The organism is Paenarthrobacter sp. PPS72 (assembly GCF_048537125.1).
Taxonomy (GTDB): domain Bacteria; phylum Actinomycetota; class Actinomycetes; order Actinomycetales; family Micrococcaceae; genus Arthrobacter; species Arthrobacter nitroguajacolicus_E.
This window is the reverse complement of the sequence record NZ_JBLYIE010000004.1, coordinates 113,953-131,098: the sequence shown is the minus strand read 5'-3', so window position 1 is coordinate 131,098 and position 17,146 is coordinate 113,953. Positions and strand designations below refer to the sequence as shown.

At 63.3% G+C, this 17,146-nt stretch carries 17 protein-coding genes; 13 read left to right on the top strand and 4 right to left on the bottom strand.

All coding sequences use genetic code 11. The features are described 5' to 3' along the window. Position 1: 1 nt before the first annotated feature. Complete coding sequence (locus tag ACLRGI_RS01965) at positions 2-868, bottom strand: IclR family transcriptional regulator (protein ID WP_419200041.1); 867 nt, start codon at positions 866-868, stop codon at positions 2-4. Between the two features lie 187 nt (positions 869-1,055). Between ACLRGI_RS01965 and ACLRGI_RS01960 the strand changes: the two genes are divergently transcribed. From ACLRGI_RS01960 to ACLRGI_RS01900, 13 genes are all read left to right on the top strand, one after another. Then, a complete protein-coding gene (locus ACLRGI_RS01960) occupies positions 1,056-1,697 on the top strand; it encodes an ABC transporter permease (RefSeq protein ID WP_419200193.1) in 642 nt (213 codons plus the stop codon). Then, positions 1,690-2,709, top strand: coding sequence for an ABC transporter ATP-binding protein (locus ACLRGI_RS01955; protein ID WP_419200040.1), 1,020 nt, complete (start codon positions 1,690-1,692; stop codon positions 2,707-2,709). The genes ACLRGI_RS01960 and ACLRGI_RS01955 overlap by 8 nt, the downstream gene beginning before the upstream one ends. Continuing rightward, the gene (locus tag ACLRGI_RS01950; protein WP_419200039.1) at positions 2,706-3,491 is read left to right on the top strand and encodes an ABC transporter permease; all 786 of its coding nucleotides are present in this window, start codon (positions 2,706-2,708) and stop codon (positions 3,489-3,491) included. Before ACLRGI_RS01955 ends, ACLRGI_RS01950 begins: the two co-directional genes overlap by 4 nt. Before the next feature lie 28 nt (positions 3,492-3,519). Next, on the top strand, positions 3,520-4,455 hold the full coding sequence (locus ACLRGI_RS01945) for a glycine betaine ABC transporter substrate-binding protein (protein WP_419200038.1): 936 nt from the start codon (positions 3,520-3,522) through the stop codon (positions 4,453-4,455). Between the two features lie 2 nt (positions 4,456-4,457). Then, complete coding sequence (gene fae, locus ACLRGI_RS01940; RefSeq protein WP_419200037.1) at positions 4,458-4,967, top strand: formaldehyde-activating enzyme; 510 nt, start codon at positions 4,458-4,460, stop codon at positions 4,965-4,967. A gap of 5 nt (positions 4,968-4,972) precedes the next feature. After that, positions 4,973-6,076 carry a mandelate racemase/muconate lactonizing enzyme family protein gene (locus tag ACLRGI_RS01935; protein ID WP_419200036.1) on the top strand — a complete coding sequence of 368 codons (1,104 nt, stop codon included), beginning with the start codon at positions 4,973-4,975 and terminating at the stop codon, positions 6,074-6,076. 10 nt (positions 6,077-6,086) lie between these two features. After that, on the top strand, positions 6,087-7,604 hold the full coding sequence (locus tag ACLRGI_RS01930; RefSeq protein ID WP_419200035.1) for an aldehyde dehydrogenase: 1,518 nt from the start codon (positions 6,087-6,089) through the stop codon (positions 7,602-7,604). Positions 7,605-7,631: 27 nt separating this feature from the next. Then, a complete protein-coding gene (locus ACLRGI_RS01925) occupies positions 7,632-8,621 on the top strand; it encodes an NAD(P)-dependent oxidoreductase (RefSeq protein ID WP_419200034.1) in 990 nt (329 codons plus the stop codon). Positions 8,622-8,626: 5 nt separating this feature from the next. After that, the gene (locus ACLRGI_RS01920; RefSeq protein WP_419200033.1) at positions 8,627-9,814 is read left to right on the top strand and encodes an iron-containing alcohol dehydrogenase family protein; all 1,188 of its coding nucleotides are present in this window, start codon (positions 8,627-8,629) and stop codon (positions 9,812-9,814) included. A 12-nt stretch (positions 9,815-9,826) separates the two neighbouring features. After that, positions 9,827-11,314, top strand: a complete 1,488-nt coding sequence (locus ACLRGI_RS01915) for an NAD-dependent succinate-semialdehyde dehydrogenase (protein ID WP_419200192.1) — start codon at positions 9,827-9,829, stop codon at positions 11,312-11,314. Then, the gene (locus ACLRGI_RS01910; RefSeq protein WP_419200032.1) at positions 11,314-12,192 is read left to right on the top strand and encodes an SDR family oxidoreductase; all 879 of its coding nucleotides are present in this window, start codon (positions 11,314-11,316) and stop codon (positions 12,190-12,192) included. The genes ACLRGI_RS01915 and ACLRGI_RS01910 overlap by 1 nt, the downstream gene beginning before the upstream one ends. Further along, positions 12,086-12,316, top strand: coding sequence for a hypothetical protein (locus ACLRGI_RS01905; protein ID WP_419200031.1), 231 nt, complete (start codon positions 12,086-12,088; stop codon positions 12,314-12,316). The genes ACLRGI_RS01910 and ACLRGI_RS01905 overlap by 107 nt, the downstream gene beginning before the upstream one ends. 111 nt (positions 12,317-12,427) lie before the next feature. Continuing rightward, the gene (locus ACLRGI_RS01900) at positions 12,428-12,808 is read left to right on the top strand and encodes a LapA family protein (RefSeq protein ID WP_419200030.1); all 381 of its coding nucleotides are present in this window, start codon (positions 12,428-12,430) and stop codon (positions 12,806-12,808) included. 104 nt (positions 12,809-12,912) lie between these two features. Here the strand turns inward: ACLRGI_RS01900 and ACLRGI_RS01895 are convergent, their stop codons facing one another. The 3 genes from ACLRGI_RS01895 to ACLRGI_RS01885 all read right to left on the bottom strand — a co-directional run bounded on the left by ACLRGI_RS01895 (position 12,913) and on the right by ACLRGI_RS01885 (position 17,144). Continuing rightward, a complete protein-coding gene (locus tag ACLRGI_RS01895) occupies positions 12,913-13,212 on the bottom strand; it encodes a DUF4193 domain-containing protein (protein WP_011773410.1) in 300 nt (99 codons plus the stop codon). 155 nt (positions 13,213-13,367) lie between these two features. Next, complete coding sequence (locus ACLRGI_RS01890) at positions 13,368-15,863, bottom strand: beta-glucosidase (protein WP_419200029.1); 2,496 nt, start codon at positions 15,861-15,863, stop codon at positions 13,368-13,370. Continuing rightward, positions 15,864-17,144 carry an MFS transporter gene (locus ACLRGI_RS01885; RefSeq protein WP_419200028.1) on the bottom strand — a complete coding sequence of 427 codons (1,281 nt, stop codon included), beginning with the start codon at positions 17,142-17,144 and terminating at the stop codon, positions 15,864-15,866. Between the last annotated feature and the right edge of the window lie 2 nt (positions 17,145-17,146).

The following is a 17,146-nucleotide window of genomic DNA, read 5'->3' as shown; positions in this document are numbered from 1 at the left end:
ACTAGGCGTTGACCGAGGCGCCGAGTGCCACGGAGAAGTCCCGTGCAACTTTCGCAGCCAGCACGCCCGCTTGATCCAGGTGTCGCCCAAAGCGCTGTTTGGGGGCACTGACGTTGAATGCAGCCACTACGCGTTGTTTGAAGTCGTAAACGGGTGCTGAGACTCCCACGACGCCGAGCTCGAATTCTTCATCCACCACCGCGTAGCCTTGCCGCCGGATGAGGTCGATCTCGGCGCGAAGGTCCCCGAATGTTTGGATCTTGGACTTGAGGTCCCCCGCTGACGGGCTCTGACCCGCTTGCAGGGCTAGCGGTGAGAGGTCCTGGCGATCGGGGCGAACCCCTGCCTTGGCTTCGGCGGTGTGTGTGTCGTACCAATCCTTCAGGGCGGCGTCATCCCAGTCGCTGACCAGCACCCTCCCGGCTGACGTGCTCCAGGCGTCAACGCTGACCCCTTCCCAGCCCAGCGCCCTGTAGGTGTGGTTGGACATTTCACTCTTGAGGGTCAGTACGGTGCCGCCCCGCAAGACGCACAGGTGGGTGGTTTCGTGTGTGGCCGCCGAGACGCGCTTGAGGTATTGCGCTGAGGCGCTGACCATCCGCGCTTCGGTAGTCCGGGCCGCCAAGGCATAGAGGCTGTGTCCGAGGGTGTAAAGCAGGCTCTCGGGGTCCCTGCTAACCAATCCTGCCTCTGCCAGCGTGGCCAGGGTCCGCGATACCTGCGCCTTGTCCCTGCCCGTAATCTCGGAGACCTTGCTGACGCCCAGCCCGTTGCCGGCAACTGCTTCCGGCGACCCGAGAATCTCGAGAAGTTCCAAGTCCCTGCGCAGGCCGGAAGAGTTGCGCCTGGGGGTGGGTGCTGCATTCACGGGTGGCTCCTTGGTTGGCTACGCTCCGATCCTAACCGCAGTTGCGTTGACATTTCAACAACAGCTATTGCTCAAAAGGGAACTGTGCTTTTACGGTTGTGTCATGGCTCACGGAGATGTGGGCCGCGATCCTTACCCCAATGAAGTGAAAAGGAGGATCACGTTGAACGACACTTTCCTGTCCGATCTGGGACAGTTCCTGGTCAAGAGATCGGCAGACATTGCCGAATCTGCCGCCCAGCACCTGGCGGTTGTCCTGGTTTCCCTGCTGATAGCAACGGTCATCGGTGTGGGGGTCGGTGTCCTCGTGTGGAACAGGCCCGTCAGCCGCTCGATGGCCATTGCCGGTGCCGGTGTCGGCCTGACCATCCCGTCCATGGCACTCCTGGCGCTCCTTATCCCCGTACTGGGACTCGGCTGGACTCCCACCGTTGTGGGTCTGGCCTTCTACGCACTGCTCCCCATCATCCGCAACACGGTGGTGGGGCTCCGCGAGGTACCTCCGGCAGTGTCCGAATCCGCACTTGGCATGGGGATGGGCACCGTGAAAACACTGTTCCGCGTCCAGTTGCCCATGGCCTGGCCGGTGGTGCTCACAGGTGTCCGCGTATCAGCCCAACTGTCCATGGGCATCGCAGCGATCGCAGCCTACGTGGGTGGCCCCGGACTGGGCGAAATGATCTTCAAGGGCCTCTCTAGCCTGGGGTCCAAGAACGCCCTGAACTTCGCCGTCGTCGGAACCGTCGGTGTCATTGTCCTTGCCCTGCTGCTGGATGGCGCGTTCGTGCTCATCCGCCGCGTTACTACCTCAAGGGGACTTCGTGTCTGAAACAACAACCCGTCCGGCCGCCGGCGCCCGGATCGTCCTAAAGGACGTCACCAAAACCTACCCCGGACAGGTGATTCCCGCCGTCGAATCCTTCTCCATGGATATTGCACCAGGCGAGCTGATCATGTTCGTTGGTCCGTCCGGCTGCGGCAAAACCACCACCATGAAGATGATCAATCGGATCATCGAACCGAGCTCGGGCTCCATCACCATCGACGGTGAGGATGTCCTGTCCCTCAACCCCAACGAGCTTCGCCGCCGGATCGGCTACGTCATCCAGCAGATCGGCCTGTTCCCGCATATGACCATTGCCGAGAACATCTCGGTGGTCCCCAAACTCCTCGGTTGGGACAAGAAGCGCACGCGGGACCGCGTGGAAGAGCTGCTGGCCGTGGTCGAGCTCGACCCCAAGACGTTCGCCTCCCGCTACCCGCGCCAACTGTCCGGCGGGCAGCAGCAGCGCGTGGGTGTTGCCAGGGCCCTGGCCGCCGATCCGCCCGTGATGCTCATGGACGAGCCTTTCGGTGCCACCGATCCCATCACCCGGGAGAAGCTGCAAAGTGAGTTCCTGCGCCTGCAGGAGAAGCTGAGCAAGACGATCGTGTTCGTCACCCACGACTTCGATGAAGCGGTGCGGCTCGGCGACAGGATCGCGGTGCTGTCCGAGCGCTCGCAGATCGAGCAGTTCGATACCCCGGCGAACATCCTGGCCAACCCTGCCAACGACTACGTATCGCAGTTCGTCGGTCACGGCGCCGCCCTCAAACGGTTGGGCCTCATCCCCGTAGGCCATGCGACGCTGGGACCGGCCGGACGACAGACCACCATGACCATCGGAGTGGATGACTCACTGCGGGATGCCTTGGATGCCTTGGTGTTGTCCGGCGGTCTTCCCGTTGCAGTCCTGGACCAGAACAACCGGTCCGTGGGAACCATCGATATCGAACGGATCTCAGCCGTCCTTGGCGCCGACATCCTCCCGCCGGCCCTTGCCGGAGGAGTCCGACCATGACCGCCCAGGCAACCCGGGACCTGGCAACGTCATTCGGCACGGCCTCAAACCGCAAGGGTAGGTACTTCTCCTTCAAGCGCTTCGGAACCCCGCTGGTCATTGTCGGTGTAGTGCTGGCCCTCTCCCTCTGGATCTCATCGCTCACCCTTGATTCGATCGAGCTCAGAACCCTCAACTGGGACTACCTCGCCGATCGGACCAGGGAGCACCTCCTGCTGACGGTGACAGCGTCCGCGATCGTGTCCCTGATTGCCATCCCGGCAGGCATTGCGTTGAGCCGCGTACATTCCAAGACCGTCCATGCAGTGGTGTTCGGGATTGCCAACGTAGGGCAAGCGACTCCCGCCATTGGTTTGGTCATCCTGCTGGCCATCGTGTGGAAGACAGGCTTTGAAGTGGCACTGGTGGGCCTGGTGGCTTATTCGGTCCTTCCTGTTCTCCGGAACACCTTGGTGGGACTCCAACAAGTTGACTCCAGCCTCACCGAAGCTGCCCGGGGCATGGGAATGCGACCACTGGAAGTGCTGGCACGGATCGAACTCCCGTTGGCCGTGCCCGTGATTATTGCAGGACTCCGGACTGCACTGGTCTTCTGCGTCGGCGTCGCCACAGTAGCCACCTTCATCAATGCCGGCGGCTTGGGCGACATGATCGTCAACGGCCTGAAGCTCCAGCGCTGGCCCGTCCTCATCACAGGAGCCGTTGTGGTCTCCTGCATCGCTTTGACCATCGACTGGCTTGCAGGCCTCGCTGAGGACCTGCTCAAGCCCAAAGGCATCTGACTTTTCCTACTTCCCCAAGGACACCATCATGAAGAAACCAGCAATGACCCTCTTGGCCACGGGCGTGGCCGTAGCACTCAGCCTCACCGCCTGCGGCGGTTCAGCCTCCTCCAATTCCGGCGGATCCGGGAGCAATGAACTCGAAGGACTCACCGGCGTGTTCGGTGCCAAGGACTTCTCCGAGCAGTTCATCCTGTCCCACATCACCAGCCAGGTCCTGAACGCCCACGGCGCCGATACCACCACCAACACCAGCGTGGTGGGCTCAGCCAACGTCCGAACGGCTTTTGAGACCGGCCAGTTCGCCGGCTATTGGGAGTACACCGGGACGTCGTGGATCACCTACAACAAACAGACCACGCCCATCAAGGACAAAGAGGAGATGTTCAAAGCCGTCAAGGACGCCGATGCCAAGAAGGGCATTGCCTGGCTCGATCCGGCACCGCTGAACAACACCTATGCCTTCGCCATTCGCGAGGACAAGGCCAAGGAACTCGGTATCAAGAGTCTCTCGGATGTAGCCAAGCTTCCGGCCAGCGAGCAGACCTTCTGCGTGGAAAGTGAATTCTCAACCCGCGACGACGGCTGGCCGGGACTCCGGAAAGAGTACGGTTTGAGCCCCGACGCCAAGGTCTCCATGCTGGACACCGGTGTCATCTACACCGCCACCCAAAAGGGCCAGGACTGCAACTTCGGGGAAGTCTTCGAAACAGACGGCCGCATTCCCGCGCTGAAACTTCAGGTCATGGAAGACGACAAGAACTTCTTCCCGATCTACCAAGGTGCTCTCACCATCAAGGCGGACATCCTGGCAAAGTACCCGGCCATCGCCGAGGTCATGGCCAAGGTCTCGCCGAAGCTCACCACCGAGGTCATGCAGCAGCTGAACGCCAAAGCCGATGTGGACGGCGAAGACCCGGAAGACATCGCCAAGGAATGGCTCGAATCAGAAGGGCTGATCTGACAATGACTGAACAGCTCCAGATCGGCGAGTCCTTCATTGGGGACGGCGTCAACGCAGCCCACGTCAACACTGTCCTGGGACACCGCAGCGGCCCTGCGGGAACCGCCTGGTCAACGGCCCTGGCATCACCGAGTGCCGGCCACGTACCTTTCGTCGCCGTCCTCCGGCCCTCACTCCCGGTGAAGCCCATGACACTCTTTGTCACCAAGGCCGCCCCCACCGGCGACCAGCACGGCAACCTCATCTGGGGTGCGGCGCAGGCTGGAATCGCAGCAGGCGTCGCGGATGCAGTCGCGGACGGCATCCTCACGGACGAACAAGCCGATTCACATGCGCTGATCGCCGCCGTGTGGGTGAACCCCAACGCGGACGACGAGGACGCCGTCTACCGCAATAACCGCGAGTCGGTCCGGACTGCCCTGGAAAACGGGGTCAAGAACCTCCCGTCCACGGCAGAAGTGATCGAGGCACGCAACTCCCCGTCCAACCCCTTCTTCACCCCACGAGGCTGACAGCAATGAAGATCACCGCAATCCGGCTGACCCGCATGGTCCTGCCCTTGGACCCGCCGTTCAACGCCGCCTGGGATCCTGAACCCCGCACGTCCTTCCCGGCAACTTTGGTGGAGGTGGAAACTGACGAAGGTATCACCGGGGTAGGCTCCGGCGACACCATGGACGGCTTCGAAGCCTATGAACACCTGTTCATCGGGACCGACCCGATGGCCATCCTCAACCAAGTCCGCCGGATCGAGACCATCAACTTCCATGGCGGCCGATACTGGCCCCTCGAAGCCGCCCTCTGGGACATCATCGGCAAAGTTGCCGGGCTCCCGGTAGCCACACTCTTCGGCGGAGCCCAGGACCGGCTGGTGGCGTATGCCTCCTCCGGCGAACTAAAGGCTCCGGCCGCAAGGGCCGAGTCTGCAGTCGCTGCCAAGGAACGCGGGTTCAAAGCGATGAAGATCCGCATTTCCCGGGACCACCTGGACGAAGGCGTGGAGTCCGTCCGCGCTGCCAGGGAGGCCGTAGGCAAGGACTTCGACCTGATGGTGGACCTCAACCAGATGTGGCGCATGAGCGGCGACATCGAACCGGCATTGGAACTCGCCAAGGTCCACCGGCTCGCAACCCAGCTTGCTGAATTGGACGTTCGCTGGCTTGAGGAGCCACTTCCGCAGGCTGACATCAAGGGCGCGCAACGTGTTCGCGAACAGACCGGCATTCAGGTTTCGGGCGGCGAGATGGTCCGCAGCATGCCGGAAATGATGGCCCTCATCGAAGCCGATGCCTACGACATCTACCAGCCGGACGTTGCCCTGGCAGTCGGGATGTACCGCGCCCGCCAAGTGGCAGAAACGGCAAACCTCAAGCACCGCTTCTTCACCCCGCACACGTGGAGCAACGGCTTGGGCTTGCTTGCTAACCTGCACGTGGCCGCAGGCGTGGATGCGGGACCATACTTGGAGTTCCCCTATGACCCGCCGGGCTGGACCCCGGAGCGCCGCGACTTCTTTATGGAGCCGCTGGACATCGACGACGACGGAGCGCTCCGGGTGCCCGACCTCCCGGGCCTGGGCGCCGTCATCGACTACGACGCCGTCAAGAAGTACTCGGCCTAAGGAACCCGCCATGGCAACAACAAAGAACGAATGGATCCAGCGGGCAGCGGCCCAGCAGCCCGCCACCGGGCTGTATATCGACGGCGGATTCCGCGCCGCCCGCAGCGGCGAAACCTTTCCCACAGTTTCCCCGAGGGACGGCACCGTCACCGCGCAGGTCGCGGCGGCGGGGGAGCAGGACGTTGATGACGCCGTGCTCGCCGCGCATCGCTCCTTCGAAAGCGGAGTGTGGTCACGGACTGACCGACGCAGTCGCCAAGCCGTCCTGACCAGGCTCTCCGATCTCATCCTGGAGAACCTGGAGGAACTGGCACTCCTGGAATCCACGGATGCCGGCCACCCCATCAGCGACGCGCTCGCCGTCGACGTCCCCAGCTGCGCCCGTACGTTCCGTTGGTACGCGGAGGCTTTGGACAAGATCTACGACGACGTCGCACCCACCCCGCGCAATGCCCTCGCAGTCATCTCCCGCGAACCGCTCGGTGTGATCGGTGCCGTGGTGCCTTGGAACTACCCGCTGATCATCACTGCATGGAAGGTAGCTCCTGCGCTCGCGGCCGGGAACTCCGTGGTCCTCAAGCCCTCGGAGCAGACCAGCCTGAGCGCGTTGCGCCTGGCCGAACTCGCCACCGAGGCCGGCGTGCCGGCCGGCGTCTTCAACGTTGTGCCGGGCCTGGGCCACGTTGCCGGCGCAGCGTTGGGACGTCATCACCTGGTGGACAAGATCACCTTCACGGGTTCACCCGAAGTTGGCCGGTACTTCCAGCGCTATGCCTCCGAATCGAACGGGAAGCAGGTGGCCCTGGAGTTGGGTGGCAAGTCACCCCAGGTAGTACTGCACGACGTCGGCGACATCGCGGCATGTGCCTCGGCCGTCGCGTGGGGGATCTTCTACAACGCCGGGCAGACCTGCCATGGCGGATCACGTTTGTTGGTGGACGAGCGGGTGCACGACGAACTCATCGAAGAAGTCATCAAAGTAGGGCGTTCGCTGCAGCTGGGCGACCCGCTGGATCCGGCCACGCAGATCGGCGCAATCATCGATGACCGGCAGCTTGAGAGCATCCTCGGCTATTACGCCGTCGCAGAAGAAGAGGGCATTGCCGTGGCCAGCGGCGGCACGCAAGTCCACCCCGCAGGCGTCGAACATGGCTACTACCTGGAGCCAACGGTCCTGGACCGGGTGAACAACGCCGGCCGCATCGGCCAGGAAGAAATCTTCGGGCCGGTACTGGCGGTATCCACCTTCCGGGGCGCTGCCGAGGGCATCCGAATGGCCAACGAGTCCAAGTACGGACTGGCCGCCAGCGTATGGACACAGGACATCACCAAAGCACACACAGCCGCCCGTGAACTGCGGGCCGGCACTGTCTGGGTGAACACCTTCGACGTCGCGGACATCATCACGCCCTTCGGCGGTTTCAAGGAATCCGGGTTCGGCAGGGACCGCTCCCTCCACGCCCTGGATGCATACTCCGCACTGAAAACAACCTGGATCAACTTGGGCGACGCCGCCCTGGACGACTGAACCAGCCAGCCTGAATTGAGACTCGATATGACTGCAACAACTCACGTTTCCGCGACGGAAACACAAGCTCTCACACCCGGCACCGCCCGTATCGGCTTCATTGGCCTGGGCAATATGGGCTCCGGTATGACCCGCAACCTCCAGGCCGCCGGTTTCCAGCTGATCGTGAATGATGTCCGTAAGGAATCTGCCTCCGGGCTTCTCGCCAACGGCGCGGAGTGGGCGGATACTGCAGCGGCAGTCGCCGCCGGCTCCGACGTCGTCATCACCATGCTCCCCACGCCCAAGCATGTGGAAGCGGTCGCCATGGGACCGGGTGGCATCCTTGCCGGGCTGCCCGACGGCGGCACCTGGGTGGACATGTCCACCTCGGTTCCGGAGGTCGCCAACAGGGTTCGCGAAGCTGGCTCCGCCCTCGGCGTCAGGGTCCTGGATGCACCCGTCAGCGGCATGTCCGTGGGTGCCGCGAACGGCATGCTGCAGATCTTTATCGGCGGTGAGGCAGCCGACGTCGAACGTCTTCGCCCCGTGTTCGAAGCCATGGGTGATCCTGAACGGATCCTGCACGTGGGCGGGCACGGAGCAGGCTACGCCGTGAAGCTGATGATCAACCAGCTCTGGTTCTCGCACCTGGTAGCCACCGCTGAAGTCCTCAGCACAGGCGTGAAAGCGGGTGTGGACCTGGAAGTCCTGCGGCAGGCGCTGATTGCCAGCCCGGCGAACTCCAACTTCGTCCAGAACGATGTCCTGTCCATCCTCAACCACGGCGACTACGACGAAGGCTTCGCGATTGCACTGGCCTGCAAGGATCTTGGTTTGTCTGTGGACCTGGCCCGCTCTGTGGGTGTGCCCATGGAGTTGTCCGGTTTGGTGGAGCAGCTCTACCGCCGGGCCAAGGCGCTCTACGGAGATAACGCCGGCGAGATGACCCCCGTGAAACTTTACGAAGACGCAATCGGCGTGCAGTTGCGGACGTCCCCAACGCTCGCCGCCGGCAATGCCGCAGAAGGAGCCTGACTATCATGCAGACACGAATGCAGATTCACGCCGAGCTGGCGTCCACGGAGCTGACGCTCGATCCTAAGCCGACCGCCTACTTTGGACGGGGTCGCGTAGTTGAGATTGGCGGAATTGTTGCCGCGCTTGGGGCCAAATCCGCGCTTATTGTCACAGACCCGTTCCTCGCGACCACCGGCGTTGTGGCGGCCGTTCAAGCTTCCTTGGAAGCTGCCGGGCTCGCCGTCAGCGTGTTCGACGGCGTCACCCCGAACCCGACCACCACCTGCGTGGATGCAGGTTCGGATCGGGCCGCGGCTTCCGGAGTTGATGTTCTTGTCCCTGTGGGTGGGGGATCGTCCATGGACGCAGCAAAGGGAATCTCGCTGGGCGCCGTGAACCCGGCGCGGGGAGCCGGACTGGACTACAGTAACCACTTCGAGAACCCGGCGCTGCCCATTGTTGCCGTGCCCACCACTGCCGGTACAGGCGCCGAGGTCAACGCCTTCGGAGTTGTCACGGACGTGGACGCGCACCGGAAGTTCTACGTTGGCCACGAATCGGCGCTGCCCAAGGCCGCTGTCCTGGATCCGGAGCTCACAGTGGGGCTTCCGCCAAAGGCCACCGCTGCCACCGGCATGGACGCCCTCACACACGCCATTGAGTCCTACTCATCCATCCGGCAAAATCCCTACTCCGATGGAATTGCCCTTCAAGTGGTCTCCATGGTTGCCGAGTTCCTGCCCCGCGCCGTGGCAGACGGCAGCGACATCGAGGCCCGATCACAGCTCCTCCTGGCCTCACACATCGCGGGTGTTGGCTTCTCCCACACCGGTTTGGGCCTGGTCCATGCCATTGCCCACCCGCTGGGCGGCCGTTTCAACATCCCGCACGGCCTGGCGCTGTGCCTGGTGATCGAGGACGTGCTTCGCCATAACCTCCGCAACCGGCTGGACCGGACCGCGCGGCTCGCCTTCGCGCTGGGCGTCGGAGACACTGCGGCCACTGTGGAGCAGAACGCAGACGCCGCCGTCGAAGGTGTTGCCACGCTGGCACGGGAGGTTGGCATGACTGCACGGCTGACCGACTTTGGCGTGACCGAAGCCGACCTCGACTCCCTGGTGGAAGACACCTTGGCCGATTCGGTCATCAACAACACCCCGGTGCCACCCACCGCCGTCGAAATCCGCACGATCCTCGAGAAAGCGCTCTAAGTGGAAAACACCCTGGCTTTTGATACTGCTGCCCTGACAGCCGCCGAGCGCAGCTTTGTGGAGTCGCTGCCGACTCAGCTTTACATCGACGGCCAGTGGACAAACGCGTCCGACGGCGCGTCGTCCGCAGTAGAGGATCCCTCCACTGGCGCTGTGCTCACCAGGATCGCTGACGCGTCTCCTGCCGACGGCGACCGGGCGTTGGCAGCAGCTGCCCGTGCCCAGGATTCCTGGGCGGCGACACCGCCTCGTGAGCGTGGGGAAATCCTTCGGCAGGCCTTTGAACTGGTCACGGCCCGGGCGGAGGATTTCGCTCTGGTCATGACTTTGGAGATGGGCAAGCCGCTGGCTGAGTCCCGCGGAGAAGTCGCTTACGGCGCCGAGTTTCTCCGGTGGTTCTCCGAGGAAGCCGTGAGGATTTCGGGCCGTTACTCCACGGCACCGGACGGCAAGTCCCGTCTGCTCGTGACCAAGCGCCCCGTGGGACCCTGCCTGTTCATCACACCTTGGAACTTCCCGTTGGCCATGGCCACCCGCAAGATCGCACCGGCCATCGCCGCCGGCTGCACCATGGTTCTCAAACCAGCCAACCTCACTCCGTTGACGGCATTGTTGTTCACCCAGGTGCTGGTGGAAGCAGGTCTTCCCGCCGGTGTGCTGAACGTTATTCCCACCACCCGGCCGGCCGACGTCACAGGGCCGCTGATCCGGGACAACCGCCTGAGAAAGCTCTCGTTTACTGGATCAACCGGCGTCGGGCAGCAGCTTATTGCGGATTCTGCCCATCAGGTCCTCCGGACTTCGATGGAGCTGGGCGGCAATGCGCCGTTCTTGGTCTTCGAGGATGCGGACCTTGATGCAGCGATCGACGGGGCCATGGTGGCCAAGCTCCGGAACATGGGGGAGGCCTGCACTGCCGCAAACCGGTTCATCGTCCACGAATCGCTGGCCTCCGAGTTCAGCCGGCGGCTGGCTGAGCGCATGTCTACCTTGGTGTTGGGGCGAGGCTCCGCTGGAGGGACCAACATCGGACCGCTCATTGATGCCAAGAGTCGGGCAAAGGTGGATGAACTTGTCAGGGATGCCGTTGGCGGGGGTGCGACTGTCCTCACGGGCGGGGCCCCGGCGGATGGGGAAGGCTACTTCTACCCGCCCACGGTCCTGACAAATGTGCCCTCCTCAGCCCGGATCCTCCACGAGGAAGTCTTTGGCCCCGTAGCGCCCGTGGTCAGCTTCTCTACTGAAAATGAAGCGATCGCCTTGGCCAACGACACCGAGTACGGCCTGGTGGCCTACGCCTACACGAGGGACCTCAATCGCGGCATCAGACTGTCCGAGAAAGTGGATGTTGGCATGTTCGGGCTCAACACCGGCATCGTGTCCAACCCAGCGGCTCCGTTTGGTGGCGTGAAGCAGTCCGGGCTTGGCCGGGAAGGCGGGACAGAGGGCATTGAGGAGTTCCTGGAAACGCGCTACATCGGCATCGCGGACCCCTCCTGATGCTTCGACTGCTTGTTACGGGCGGCACCAGCGGGATCGGTGCCGCCCTGGTGCGGGAATCACTCCGGGCCGGTCATTCCGTGTTCACCACTGGGCGTGATCCCGGGAAGATGGCGGCGCTCCTGGACGCGTGTGCGGGTTTGGGGCGTGTGGGTGGCGTCGTGGCCGATGCCGGTGACTGGGAGCAGACCTCTGCCGCGGTATTGGCAGCCCATGAGTTCCTTGGCGGAATCGATGTCGCCGTGGCCAACGCTGGCTTCTCAGCGGCCGGCGATCTCGCAAATGGTGATCCGGGCCGATGGCGGGACATGGTGCTCACCAACGTTTATGGCCCCGCGGTACTGGCCAAGGCCGCACTTCCTCAACTCATGGAGAACCGCGGCCACATGGTGCTGATAGGCAGCACCGCCGGCAGGAAGGTCTATCCCGGAAATCTCTACACTGCCACCAAATGGGCTGTGACCGGCTACGCAGAGTCACTCCGGCAACAACTCGTTGGCACCGGAGTGCGGGTGCTGCACATCGCTCCGGGCCACGTGCACACCCCGCTGTGGAAGGAAGCGCCGGATGCCATCATCCCGCCCGAGACCGTGGCTGGAACCATGCTGTGGGCACTAAGCCAGCCACCCGGCGTCGACGTTTCAGAAGTTATGGTCCGGGCAACCGGTCAGGCGTTCCAGCGGGCCGTTTCAGGCGTAAAATTGGCCTCACTGAACGGCACGCATCAGCCCTGCCGCTTTTCTCTCTCCGGTAAGAAGGGAGGTGGAAAACATGGGACGCAGAATGGAAGGCTTCGTCCACGTGACCGAGCGGCTGCAGTCAGTTTTTGGACCGGCAGCCCACGGCGACACGGACAGCCCCGTGGTGCACAAGCATGATGATTTCGAGACCGCTTCCGAGGCGGATCTGAAGAACTTCGACGTCGAGACCGATTCCGAGGGCCATCACTACGCAGTCCGGAACAATGATCCCGGACCAACCAGCACCGACTACAGCCTCTAGCCGGCTCGTCACCTTGACCCTGGTTCCTTTGCTGTGCCACTGTTGAGCAACTAATCAGCATGCTTATTATATGGGAAGCACGGCAAAAGCTGATCTACGGAGGGGGCGTCCATGAGTTTCGAAGACGATGCTGCAAGGATTCCAGGTGGTTCTGCGCGGCCGGACCGAGGTGTTTCGGAGCAGCGGGAGCCAGTGACTGCGCCTGCTTCAGGACACGACCGGCCAACCCGGACGGCTGCTTTGTGGGTGGCGGTGGCCGTTGGCTTGGTGGTTCTGGTGATGTTGATCGTGTTCTTCGTCCAAAACCAGGACATGATCACGGTTCGGTTCTTCGGACTGGAAGGGACCCTCGCGCTCGGCACCACGCTGTTCATAGCGGCCGTGGGCGGCGGGGTCCTGGTGGCCCTTGCGGGCGGGGCCCGGATACTCCAGTTGAGAATTGCCAACCACCGCCGCAAAAAGGCCGTTGGCGGGCCGGGAGGCGGCTACTAGCCTTAACTGCGGAAGGACCGGAGCGCTTGCTCCGGTCCTTCCGCAATTTAATCCCGACGGCGGCACTCCCTGACGATGTTAGGTCCGCCGGGGTGTTGGCGGTCTTAGCCTTCGCAGTCGGTGCAGTAGGCGACGCCATCTTTTTCGCGTGCGATCTGCGAACGGTGGCGGACCAGGAAGCAGGAGTGACAAGTGAACTCGTCATTTGCCTGCGGGATGACCTGGATGACCAGTTCTTCAGCGACGATTTCGCCGCCGGGGCCGTTGGCGTCAAGGCCATCGGTTTCGTCCAGTTCAAGCACGACACTCTTGGCCGTGGGAGCGCTGGCGGACTGGAGAGCCTGGAGGGACTGCTCCTGGTTCTCTTTTACATCGGTACGGAGTTCGTCGTAATCGGCTGCCACTTTTTAATGCCTCTTCGTGTTAGGGGGTTACCGGGTATGCAACGTACAGCATGCCACGAAAATTCCATACCATACCCCAGTTCTACAGCTTGTGGCGAAAACCACGTGGGTGACGGGCAAAAAAACCCGCCACCCGGCGTCATTTCGCCCGTGTATTACCGGAGTTCGATCTCCAAGGCTTGGAAGCCGTCCGCCGCGTGGCGACCAACCAACAAGCGGAAAGTGCCCTGCTCAAACTGCCAGCCGCCGTCGTAATGTGCAAACGCTTTGGCCGGGATGCGTATTTCCACGCTCTCCGTGCCGGCCGGCGCGAGATGCGTCCCGGCGTACCCCGCGAGCCAGCGAACGGGTCGCTCCACGGCGGAATCCGCGCGATCCAGGTACACCTGGACTACTTCCCGCCCTGTGCGTGTGCCGGTGTTGCGGACTGGTACGTGCACCACAACATCGTTCCCGGCGGTGACCACCTGCGGAGCGTGGGCCTTGCCGAGTTCGAACGTGGTGTATCCAAGGCCATAACCGAAAGGCAGTGCCGGTGCGGCCCCGCCTTCGGCCTCCTGCTTGAGCCATGCGCGGTAACCGATGTGGATTCCCTCCGAGTAGACCACCTTGCCGTCAACGGGTGTGGTGTTCAGTACTGGAACGTCTTCCAATGCGGCGGGCCACGTGGTGGGGAGGCGTCCGCCGGGTTCTTCGGTGCCCAGCAGGATGTCGGCGATGGCGTTGCCGAATTCCTGTCCGCCAAACCACCCCAGGAGCACAGCGTCCACCCTGTCGAGCCACGGCAGGAGGACCGGCGACCCGGAGTTCACCACCACCACCGTGCGCGCGTTGGCGGCGGCTACGGCTTCCACGAGCTGGTTTTGGTAGCCGGGCAGGTCAAGGTCCTTGCGGTCGAAGCCCTCGGATTCGATGGCTGCGTTGGTGCCTACAACCACCACTGCAACATCGGAGTTCCGGGCAGCTTCCACTGCGGCGTCAATTTCGGCTTGCGGGTCCGCTACCACTGTCTCCTCGCCCAGCAGGATGGCCGTGAACGGGATGATCTGTTGCTTGGGCAGCTGGTACTCGGCCTCTACCCGGACAGTCTGGCCAGAGGTGGTTTCGATTGCGTGGACGGTCTTGGGAGGATCGAACAGGGCGGCGCCCAGGACTTCGGTGGTGTCCTCAAGTTCACCGTTGAAGACCTCCGTTCCGTCCAGGACAAAGCGGATGCGGCCCACGGTGCCGACGCCCAGGTGGTGGACGCCTGCTGTTTCGGCTGTCCAGTCCGCTTCCATGCGGATGGAGGACGCGCCGTCGGGAATTCCAACGCCGAACCAGATCAGGTGCGAGGCCAACCGGTCCTCGCCGGAAATCTCCGTGCCGTCCTCGGCGAGGAAGGTCACGCGGATTCCGGAAACACCTGAAGCGTGGTTGTGGAGGGAAGCGCGTGGGAACGGCTGGAGGCCTTCGGCCACCTTGGCGCCGCGCGCGTAGGTGACCGTGACGTCGTCGGGCAGTGCTTTCCGCAGCCCCTCCAGCGGCGAGACGGTGTATTTGGGCATCACGGTGGCGCTGCCGCCGCCCTGGGTGCGGGCTTCATCGGCGTTGTGGCCAATGACGGCCACGCGGCTGAGGACACTGGCGTCCAGCGGCAGGAGGCCCTTGTTGCGGACCAGCACGGCGCCGCGGACAGCAACTTCACGTGCGACGGCGGCCCCGTCCAGTTGCGTCGGAAGCTCGGTCACTACGGGCTGGAAGCCTTCGAGGGATCCCACGCGGGCGGCGAGGCGCAGGATGCGGGTTACCTTCTCCAGGATCGCCTCGCGGCTGACCCGGCCATCATTGACGGCGGCAACGAGCTTGGGTCCCCAGTGGCCTGCCGGGCCGGGCATTTCCAGGTCTTGGTGGGCGTTGGCAGCCTCGACGGAGCGGACACCCGTCCAGTCCGAAACCACGACGCCGTCGAAGCCCCACTCGGTGGACAACGGCGTTTCCAGGAGCTTGTTCTCGCTGGCCGTGGTGCCGTTGATGGAGTTGTACGAGCTCATCACCAGCCAGGCGCGGGCCTCGGTGATGGCGTCCTCGAAGGCCGCCAGGTAGAGCTCGCGGAGCGGGCGTTCGTCCACCACGGAGTCGGCAGTGAAACGCTCGGTTTCGGCTTCGTTGGCCAGGTAGTGCTTGGGCGTTGCACCCACACCCATGGACTGCACGCCGGCAACGTACCCGGCGGCCATGGTCGCGGTGAGCCGCGGGTCCTCGCTCATGCACTCGAAGTGGCGGCCGCCCAGCGGGGAGCGGTGCAGGTTGATGGTGGGGCCCAGGACGGCGTGGACGCCCTTCCGGCGAGCCTCCTGGCCCAGGACCTGCCCGTACCGGCGGGCCGTTTCAACGCTCCACGTCGCAGACAAAGCGGACGACGACGGCAAGGAGACGGAGTCGTGGCGCTCATCGAAGTCTTCGCCGCGGACGCCGGCCGGACCGTCGGACATGACCACACGGGAGAGGCCGATCTCCGGGATGGCGTGCGTGGACCAAACGTCCGCGCCCGTCAGCAGTTGGACCTGCTGCTCGAGCGTCAGGCTCCGGGCCAGATCGCGGATCCTGGCTTCGGCATCCTGAGCTCCGGCTGGTGGAGTGGTGACTGCCTGGGAGAGTGAGGGATTCATTTACTTGACTCCTTTGATACGTGTGACGAGGAGGGCTCCGATGATGCCCACCACCGCACCCCCAAGGAACAATGCGGGGTAGCCACCCAGGGCGATGACGGGGAAGGCGATAGCAGGCACCAGGGATTGGGGGAGGGCCTGGGCGATGTTGAAGACACCGAAGGTCTTGGCATTCTCTGACTGGTCGCTTGGAAGCAAGTCAGTGATCAGGGCTACATCCACGGCGCTGAAAACACCGAGGCCCAAGCCCAGGATTCCTTGGCCAACCAACACTTGACCGGTGTCGGTGCTGGTGGCAATGACCACCAAACCGCCCATCATGATCAGGGCGGAGATGATGACCATGCTCTTGCGCTTGCCAAGGCGGTCACTGATCCAGCCACCGGCGAGGCTGGTGATCACTGTGCCGGCCGAGCTCACCAAAGTTGCTTGGAACACCAGGTTGGTGACCTGCGTTTCGGCAACGTGGAGGTGGTCCGTGAAGAAGTACGGCAGGTAGAGAAGGCCGGCGCAATAGCCCACGTACACCAGGAACTTGGTGACCCAAGCCCACCCCAGGCCCGGGTAATCCTTGGGGTTGAAGTAGAAGGAACCCAGGATTTCCTTGAGGTTCAATGGTGCCGGTTTCCCGCTGAGGACGCGGTCCTTGAAGGTAAACGCGAAGGCGATGGCAATGGTCGTGCCGATGATCCCGGGGACTACGGCCATCTGCAAGGCGCTCTCGAACATCTGCGCCAAGAAGGCTGCTGCCACCAAGCCAATGGGCAAAGTCATGCCGATGAGCCCGGAAAGACGCCCGCGCTCCGTTGGGCCGGCTTGGTCGGGAAGGGTTGCGACAAGGGCGGCCAGGGCCGCGTTGAAGCCCAGCTGTGCTAGAACCCAGCCGACGAGGACTGTTCCCACTTCCGTGGCCGAACCAAGCAGGAAGAGTGCTGCAAGGCCGATCAATGAGCCGCCCACAATCCACGGTTTACGCATGCCAAAACGTGAGGTGGTGCGGTCGCTGAGTCGGCCGAAGAGCGGGTTGGCGAGCAGGGCGACAGCTGCTCCGACGCCGGCCACGAGGCTGAGCGCGCCGGCGCGGGTATCCGGGGTGGTGATCTCCGAAACCTTGATGGCGAGGACTACCAGGGCCGGGGCGAGGACGGCCATCCAGAGTCCGGCGCTCGCGATGGGCATGCCGATGACATAGGCGCGGGAAGCAGCTTTGGGCGCGGTGCTTCCGGGTTCCGGGTTGGCGGTCTCCGCGCCTGGCATCTGCTGATTAAGTTTGAGGGCCACAT